Origin of the sequence: Candidatus Pseudoscillospira sp. SGI.172, from assembly GCF_050313575.1 — a bacterium.
In the GTDB taxonomy this organism is placed as follows: Bacteria; Bacillota; Clostridia; order Oscillospirales; family Oscillospiraceae; genus Vermiculatibacterium.
The window spans coordinates 1-7,944 of sequence record NZ_JBNPLQ010000052.1 but is presented as its reverse complement, the minus strand read 5'-3'; the positions used below and the strand labels follow the sequence as shown (position 1 = coordinate 7,944).

The following is a 7,944-nucleotide window of genomic DNA, read 5'->3' as shown; positions in this document are numbered from 1 at the left end:
TGCTCGACGGTCATCAAGGCGGACAAGCCCCAGGGGTGCTTGCCCGACTCCTTTGATTTTGGGTGGGGTGCGGTGGTTATGGTTTGAGGACTTGATTGAAGAGCGTGTTCTTGACTTAGGATATTTTTATTCATGAAATAAGGAGTTTGGAATGAAAATAAAAAGTCTCAGAATTAAAAATTCTCGTGGATATTGTGGCGAAATATCAGTAAATTTTGATGAATTCACTGCATTTGTTGGAAAAAAACGATATTGGAAAGTCTAGTATTATGGATGCCTTAGATATATTTTTTAATGACGGAAAAGGTGTTGTAAAACTGGACAGAGAGGACGTAAACGTTGGCGCACAAGCAAATCAGGAGAATGAAATAAATATCGCAGTTTGCTTTTCGGAACTCCCAGATAGGATTGTTATTGACGCAACAAATGAAACTACACTTTTAGGCGAACATCTCTTAAATGCGGATGGTCTACTTGAAATTATAAAAAAATACCCAAATGGCGGAAGCGCAAGGTATTTATCAGAGCCTTTCATCTAACAAATCCAGATTGTGCCGACTTACTCTTAAAAAAAGATAATGAATTACGCCGGATAATAGATACAAAGCAAATCCCCTGTGCTGATAAAACGAGAAACGCTGTGATGCGATCCGCTATATGGCAATATTATAATGAAGACTTAAGAATGTCAGTCATCGATATTGACGTTACAAAGGGAGATACCAAATCTATTTGGGAAAAATTGCAAAAATATTTACCGCTATACTCTTTGTTCCAATCAGATAGAAAGAATAGTGATGGCGATAGTGTGAAGTACAAGACCTTCTCAAGGAAGCTGTGAAAGAAATACTTCCAGATGAAGAATTGCAGCGGATATTAGATGGTGTAGCTACAACTGTTGAAGGGAAATTGAGAGAAGTTTCCACTCGTACATTGGAAAAACTTAAGGAAATAAGTCCTGATATTGCCAATACACTCAATCCGGTCATTCCTACGGCTCAAAATGTCCTACGACAAGGAGAACGTGGCCCTGTGCGGACAGATGGCCGGGGACAAGAAGGTCATGGGGATCAGCGGGACCGGCAGCCTGCGGATGCACAAGGCCACCTCCCGGATGGGCCAGCTGCTGGGGAAGCAGATCCGGGCGGGCAAGGACCCCCGGTTCACCATCCTCTCCAAGCTGGCGGACCCGGACGCCTACGGCGCGGAGCGTGTGGCCCTCTACAACGTGAGCTTCGACGACCTGACCCTGGCCGACTGGGAGGCCAAGAGCGTGGGCAAGGTGGAGGTCCCCTTCACCTTCACCGACTTCGAGTATCTGGACATGGTAACGGTCTGAGGGAAATGAAAAAGCCGCCCCAAAAGGGCGGCGATTGACAAAACGCGGCGCGGCAGGTAAAATGATGGCGGCGCTGTTGTAACATGGCGGTCAGCCACTTCCCTGAGAAGGGAGGTGATGCGATTGTGGGGCACCGAGGAAAGCAGTTTCTGAGGGTTTGCGTGTGTTTGGCTGTTTTGGCCTACATACTCTCCATAAAAGCGTGTTAACCGCCCGGCGGCCACCGAGCGGTTAACGGGTTTTACCTGTTAAGCGGTTTTTGGGGCTGACCGTCGTACAACAGCGCCCTTCTACCGTCATTATACCAAACGCCTCCGTTTTGTCAAGCATGACAGGACGGGGGCGCTTTTTTGCGCCCCGGAAAGGAAACCGGATATGAGTAAACTGTTGGATATTTTGCTGCGGCCAGAGCTGCCCAATGTGGCAAAGGAGCTGCCTGAGTGCAAAGTAAAGGTCAAGCGCCTGTCCCGGCTGGCGGGGGAGGACGTGGTGTTCACCCTCCGGGCCCTGCCCTACGGGCGGGTGCAGGAGATCAAGGAGCTCAAGGAGGACGCCGCGCTGTCCATCCTGCTCTCCGGGCTCGTGGACCCGGACCCCAAGGCGTCCGAGCTGAAGGAGCGGTATGGAGGAGCCACCCCGGCGGAGACGCTGAAGGCCCTGCTGCTGCCCGGTGAGATCGAGGATCTGTCCCGGGAGGTGGAGCGCCTGTCCGGCTACCGGGGGGAGACCATCCAGAAGCTAAAAAACGTCTGAGGGACGGCGGCGACCCGGATCTGGAGCTGATGTTCTATCTGTTCCGGGAGGGGAAGCCCTTCTCCCCGGCGGCGGTGTACCGCCTGACCGCCGGGGAGAAGGACCTCCTCTGGGCGCTGGCGTCTTACGAGAGCGAGACAAGGCAAAAAAGGACATGAAAAAGCCCCGCCGTGCGGGCGGGGCGCTGGGTCACAAAATGGAGATGAGCATCGGAAGGCCTAGGAGAGTGAGAATAATCATCGTGACGATCAACACGATCTTAAAGCTTTTTTCGGATTCGTCGTCCATTAGGATCTCTCCTTTTTTATTTTATTATACAACGCTCCAAACGAAAGTCAAGTGAGGTGAGCAATATGCCGGAGGCGTCTATCGTCATTACGGCCCAGGACCGCTACTCCAGCGCGGTCAAGAGCATGGCGTCCGTGACCAAGAGCTTTTCCAAGGACGCCGAGCAGATGGAGAAAACCCTCAGGAATCTCCAGAAAAACAAATACGACCTGAAGGTCAAGACCGATGAGGCCCGTTCCGAGCTGAAGGCGCTGGAGAAGCAGTACGCCGCCACGGGGGATGAGGCGGACCGGCTCAAGGTGGAGATGGCGCAGGCCAAATTTACCACGGCGCAGCAGAACCTTGCCCTGGTCACGAAGGGGGCGGCGGCGGCCCAGCGGCAGATGGAGAAAACGGGCGGAGCCTGGAGGAAGATGGAGACCACGGTGGGCGGCTCCTCCGGGATGAAGGGGATCGTCAGCGCCGTGGCGTCGATGGGGGCGGGGCAGATGCTGTCCCAGGCCGCGCAGCAGATCGGGAACACCCTCATTGGGAGCGCGTTCACATCGTCTGCCGGGACGGTGGTTTCCTCGATCTTGTCCGGCGCGGCTTCCGGCGCGGGCATCGGGGCCATGACCGGGACGACCTTCGGAACCGCCATCGGCGCGGCCATTGGCGGCGCGACGGGTCTGGCCACCGGCGCGTCCCAGGTGTTTTCCAAGAAGGACGACGCCTTCAAGAGCTATGTGCAGGCCGCCGTAGAGGGACAGATCTCCCAGCGGGAAAGCGACATTGCCTCCGGGTCCTCCATTGCCGCCGGGCGGGAGACTGATCTGGTTTCCTTCTCCACCATGTTCAAAAGCGGGGATACGGCAAAAAAGTATCTGGGCGGCCTGGTGGAGATGGCCAACACCACGCCGTTCCTCTATAACGATCTGACCGCCATGTCCAAGACCCTGGCCACCTACGGCTACACGGCGGACAGCATCCTCCCGGTGCTGCGGACGGTGGGCGACGCCGGCGCGGCCCTGGGGATGTCCACCGGAGACATGACCATGGTGTCCACCGCGCTGGGGCGCATGAAGTCCAGCGACAAGGCCACCCTGGAATACCTCAATATCCTCAACGACCGGGGCGTGGGCGCGGTGGAGATGCTCTCCGACGCCTACGGGGTGGATCAGGGGACCATGTACGACATGTTTCTGTTCTCCCTGGCCGATCAGCCGAAGTACGGCGTGAAATACTGGGACCACCAGAACGGTGGGGCGATGCTCCGGGGGAAGTGGGAGTACGAGAAGTACAACTATCCCGGCATCTGCATCGACAGGGACGGGCGACTGACGGGCGACTCACCACCGGCGGCAAGAGTGACGCGGTGTGGGACTACGCCGCCTGCGCCAATGCTGGTTACATCGGCGGCAAGCGGGGCGCTGTCACCCCATATCCCCGCAACGGCCTGACCTACACCGGCCTGACGCCCACCGGGGACGTGGTGACCCTCCTGGCGACCAAAGACACGCCCATGACCGGCGACGAGGCCATGGAGGCGCTCCACAATGCCGGGTGTGTGGACATCCTGCGGTGGGACGGCTCTTATCACGAGGCGGGGTTTGCGCTGGACCTGGCGCGGCGAATGGAGAAGGTCCTGACCCGCTGCGGCATTGAGGTCACGCTGACCCGGAAGGATAGGTACACGCTCACCGGCGGTCATCGTGGAGCACGGCTTCCATACCAAACGGGAGGACACGGCGCTCCTGAAGGACAGCGCTTACCGGGAGAAGCTGACGGAAGCCGAGTGCAGGGGCATCTGCGACTACCTGGTCGTGGCGTACAAGACTGTGCCGGTGGAGGAGGTGCCCTGGTATCAGGAGGACCAGAAGTGGGCCGTGGCCCGGGGGATCACGACCGACGGGAGCAGACCCACGGAAGCGGCCACACGGGCGGAGGTTTGGGCCATGCTGAGACGAAGGGAGGGAAAGTGGTGATATGGATCTCAAGGCGTGGGTAGCGGCGTGCTGCGCGGCCCTTACCGCCATCTGGGGCTGGTTCGGATGGATCATCGTGGCGTGGATATTGTTCATGACAATCGACTACATCACGGGTTCCGGAGCGGCAATCAAGAGCGGCGAATGGTCGTCTCAGAAGGCAAGAAAGGGTATCTGGCACAAGGCCGGGTGCATCGCCGCCGTGGTGATGGCCGGTATCCTAGCCAATCTGCCCAGCGTGACCCTTCCTTTTCCTTACACTGTGTTCCTCTGCCCCCTGGTGGTGTTCTGATACATCCTCACCGAGGCGGGCAGCTCGTGGAGAATGTGGGAGCCATGGGCGCATCGGTGCCCGAGTGGCTCAAGAAGGCTATCGCGGCATTGCAGGATAAGGTGGATGAGACGGCTGGGAAAACGGAATAGGTCAAGCACTGCCCCCATCACCTGTAAAAGAGTGGTGGGGGTGTCGTTTTTTGTTAGCATTTTCGTTAGCATTTTTGATTCAAAAACGCTAATTTATGTTCTTAAAATTTGTAGTCGATAAAGTACAATAAGTTTCGCAAAAACAAAAAGACATGGTTTGCAGATCTCTGGTAGAATGAAGTTGCGACACACCATTCTGAAAGGAGACAGCAAACCATGTCCGAGAAGATTGTACAGCTAAACGAGGAAGTAATCAAGGGGCAGCTCAAGGAGCTGGTTCGAGGCAGCGTAGAGGAAACTCTCAATGAGCTGCTGGAAGCCGAGGCGGAGAAACTGACCCAGGCGGCCCGGTACGAGCGTAGTGAGCAGCGCCAGGGCTACCGCAGCGGGCACTACAACCGCAACCTCGCCACCACTTCCGGGAACGTTACCCTCAAGGTACCCAAACTCAAGGGAATCTCCTTTGAGACTGCTATCATTGATCGGTATCGCCGTCGTGAAAGCAGTGTGGAAGAGGCGCTCATTGAGATGTACCTGGCAGGTGTATCCGTCCGGCGCGTGGAGGACATTACAGAAGCTCTGTGGGGCAGCAAGGTCTCTCCCTCCACCATCAGCGAGCTAAACAAGAAAGCGTATGTCCATATTGAAGATTGGCGCAATCGCCCTTTGCAAGGTGGACGGTACCCGTATGTCTACGTAGATGGCATCTACGTGCGCCGAAACTGGGGCGGAGAGTTTGAAAATGTAGCCATTGCGGTGAACGAGGATGGCTACCGCGAGGTTCTTGGTGCAGCCGAGGGCATGAAAGAAGACAAGGGCAGCTGGATTAGTTTCTTTCAATGGCTGCGTGGCCGTGGGCTGGACGGAGTCAAACTGGTGGTTGGAGACAAGTGCCTTGGCATGCTGGAAGCCGTGGGAGAAGTGTTCCCCGAAGCAAAGTACCAGCGTTGCACCGTCCACTTTTACCGCAATGTGTTCTCTGTGATACCTCGCTCCAAGGTGTGGCTGGTGGCAAGATGCTCAAGGCGATCCATGCGCAGGAGAGCAAAAGAGCCACCAGAGAAAAGGCTAAGGCTGTGGTGGAGGAACTCCATTCCATGAAACTGAAGGAAGCGGCCAAGAAGGTAGAGGATGGTATAGAAGAGACTCTTACCTACTGCGATTTTCCCAGCGAACACTGGACTGGCATCCGCACCAACAATGTCATTGAGAGGCTGAACCGGAAGATCCGCCGCCGCACCCGTGTGGTGGGCAGTTTCCCGGACGGTAACTCTGCTCTGATGCTGGTCTGTGCCCGGTTGCGCCATGTGGCCGGCACCCAGTGGGGCAACAAAAAGTACATGAATATGAAGCACCTGGAGGCTGCCGCTGAGGACACCTCCATTGCTGGCTGACTTCATTCATTCCAGAGCCTGCAAACCAATTTGCGCAAAACTGTTGACACTGCCTGGAAGAAACAGCGGGAGGTTGAACAACAGAAACAGGCATAACACAAAGCGGGAACATCTCAATGGTGCTCCCGCCTTAATATCCTATAAATGCTTAAGCCAATGGGCCCAACATAGATAAAAAATTATCGTGACCGCAAATATAGCGGCATAGGCCAGCAAAACGGCAGTTTTTAACTTTTTGATTTTTTCTATTTTGCGGTAGACTTCCTTTGGTACAACTCCGGTTCTCTCCAACGTTTCCAACATATTGGTTGTAATGATTAAATGGATAATTAGGACGACGGTGGCAAGAAAGGCTGCAAAAACAAATTCGCCGCAATGAAAAACAAACAGCGCGATTGCCTCACAAAAAGCAGTGGCGGAAAATAAAAAAAGAGTCATAATTTGCAGCGCCGTCAGGAATTTGATTTTATTATGACGGCTAACAGAAATATCCTTTCCTATGCCCTTCGCATTCAAAGTGATTTTTTGGATAAAACTTCCCCACACATAGATAAGTGCTGAAAGTGGCAGGAAAATAAAAATCCCTTTTATAATATATTCTACGGCTTTTGGGAAATCGTCTCCACTGGAGAACTCCACTGCCAACATTAAACATGGGAGCAACAAAAACGGTACAGAAATGAGCATTAAGAAGGGAAGCATTCCCAAAAGCCAACGCAGTTTTTCTGCTCTCGTTACAGTTGTTTCGCTGAGAAGATTAGTAAATGTGATGTTTTTCCCTTGTATTTCAAAGTTTACATCTTGACCTTGGTCACGCAGCCAAATTGTAATCTCACCGTCTCCAATCAAGTCACAATCCGCATTCCAGACAGCACGGTAAGGAGAAGCCAATTCAGCCCCCGCAGAATATCGCCCTCCAGCAATAAAAACAGATAGCAAAGAGATGAAATGTTTCTTCATATACACATTGGAGGCACTTCCCCGAAACTGCTCTATTTGTATATGAAAAGACTTCTGCACAGGTATAAAATCTCCCTTGCAGGGAACACCATCAATCCGCACTGTAAACTGCTCATTAGACGGCAACATACTGTTTATCTTTAATGTTGGCATGGTTTGATACCGCCTTTCTGGAAATCAAGGGCGCAACTTACAATAGCAATAATACCATGTTACAACTAAATTACAAGGGCGGGAATACCAAAGATGGTGTTCCCGCCCCTCATGAATCAGAGGATATTCTCAATAGAAATGATAAATCCGAACACATTACCCACTTGGATAATGTAGTTCGGATTATCATAAAATGGTCCGAGTGTCATTTAAGGGTTTCAGAAAATCACAAACGCAAAAATGGTATTCGGGTACGGATAGTCAGTATCTCCTATTTGATGTTTTTGCGAAGTTCATCTATCAAAGGATCATAATAGCTTATTTTGTTATCTGCTTTGAAAAAAAGGTTCAACGCTTTTAATACGCTATCAGGAAAGTAGAGCTTTACTTTGGCTGATTCACAAATGAGCATATCTGAAATCTGACTATTATCAGGAGAATGTATTGCGGCGCTGGCAAGATCAATCAGTTTCAGAGAGATAGATGTCTGAATTTTATACAGCTCAAGTTTTTTGGCGTTTCGAATCTCCAGCCACTTAGAGAAATAGCCACCGATGAATACTGTTATTATCAAAGTAATTAGTGCTTGGATAACAGTATTATTAGAAAAGTCTTTATCGGACAATTGGATAACTAACTCATAGATTAGCCAACCCCAAAATGCAAAGGC

At 52.4% G+C, this 7,944-nt stretch carries 10 protein-coding genes and 1 pseudogene; 9 read left to right on the top strand and 2 right to left on the bottom strand.

Annotated features, from left to right (window positions below; translation table 11 throughout):
• Nucleotides 1–269: 269 nt before the first annotated feature.
• The 9 genes and pseudogenes from ACQRD3_RS13060 to ACQRD3_RS13020 all read left to right on the top strand — a co-directional run bounded on the left by ACQRD3_RS13060 (nucleotide 270) and on the right by ACQRD3_RS13020 (nucleotide 6,161).
• On the top strand, nucleotides 270–539 hold the full coding sequence (locus ACQRD3_RS13060) for a hypothetical protein (RefSeq protein WP_427781683.1): 270 nt from the start codon (nucleotides 270–272) through the stop codon (nucleotides 537–539).
• Entirely contained in the window at nucleotides 491–841 is a 351-nt protein-coding gene (locus ACQRD3_RS13055) for an AAA family ATPase (protein WP_427781684.1), read from the top strand. Before ACQRD3_RS13060 ends, ACQRD3_RS13055 begins: the two co-directional genes overlap by 49 nt.
• A gap of 162 nt (nucleotides 842–1,003) precedes the next feature.
• A complete protein-coding gene (locus ACQRD3_RS13050) occupies nucleotides 1,004–1,339 on the top strand; it encodes a phage tail tube protein (RefSeq protein ID WP_427781682.1) in 336 nt (111 codons plus the stop codon).
• Between the two features lie 375 nt (nucleotides 1,340–1,714).
• The gene (locus ACQRD3_RS13045) at nucleotides 1,715–2,092 is read left to right on the top strand and encodes a phage tail assembly chaperone (RefSeq protein WP_080907822.1); all 378 of its coding nucleotides are present in this window, start codon (nucleotides 1,715–1,717) and stop codon (nucleotides 2,090–2,092) included.
• 29 nt (nucleotides 2,093–2,121) lie between these two features.
• Nucleotides 2,122–2,250 carry a hypothetical protein gene (locus ACQRD3_RS13040; protein ID WP_427781681.1) on the top strand — a complete coding sequence of 43 codons (129 nt, stop codon included), beginning with the start codon at nucleotides 2,122–2,124 and terminating at the stop codon, nucleotides 2,248–2,250.
• A 195-nt stretch (nucleotides 2,251–2,445) separates the two neighbouring features.
• The gene (locus ACQRD3_RS13035; RefSeq protein ID WP_427781680.1) at nucleotides 2,446–3,819 is read left to right on the top strand and encodes a tape measure protein; all 1,374 of its coding nucleotides are present in this window, start codon (nucleotides 2,446–2,448) and stop codon (nucleotides 3,817–3,819) included.
• A 252-nt stretch (nucleotides 3,820–4,071) separates the two neighbouring features.
• Nucleotides 4,072–4,344 carry a hypothetical protein gene (locus ACQRD3_RS13030; RefSeq protein ID WP_427781679.1) on the top strand — a complete coding sequence of 91 codons (273 nt, stop codon included), beginning with the start codon at nucleotides 4,072–4,074 and terminating at the stop codon, nucleotides 4,342–4,344.
• Between the two features lies 1 nt (nucleotide 4,345).
• Nucleotides 4,346–4,636, top strand: coding sequence for a phage holin family protein (locus ACQRD3_RS13025; RefSeq protein WP_427781678.1), 291 nt, complete (start codon nucleotides 4,346–4,348; stop codon nucleotides 4,634–4,636).
• Nucleotides 4,637–4,983: 347 nt separating this feature from the next.
• A pseudogene (locus ACQRD3_RS13020) lies at nucleotides 4,984–6,161 on the top strand (IS256 family transposase).
• Nucleotides 6,162–6,299: 138 nt separating this feature from the next.
• Here ACQRD3_RS13020 and ACQRD3_RS13015 read toward each other — a convergent pair.
• Both ACQRD3_RS13015 and ACQRD3_RS13010 read right to left on the bottom strand, forming a co-directional pair.
• Nucleotides 6,300–7,274 (bottom strand): hypothetical protein, encoded by a 975-nt coding sequence (locus ACQRD3_RS13015; RefSeq protein WP_427781677.1) that lies wholly within the window; start codon nucleotides 7,272–7,274, stop codon nucleotides 6,300–6,302.
• 271 nt (nucleotides 7,275–7,545) lie between these two features.
• Nucleotides 7,546–7,944: hypothetical protein (locus tag ACQRD3_RS13010; protein ID WP_427781676.1), on the bottom strand; the 399-nt coding region annotated here is incomplete at its 5' end.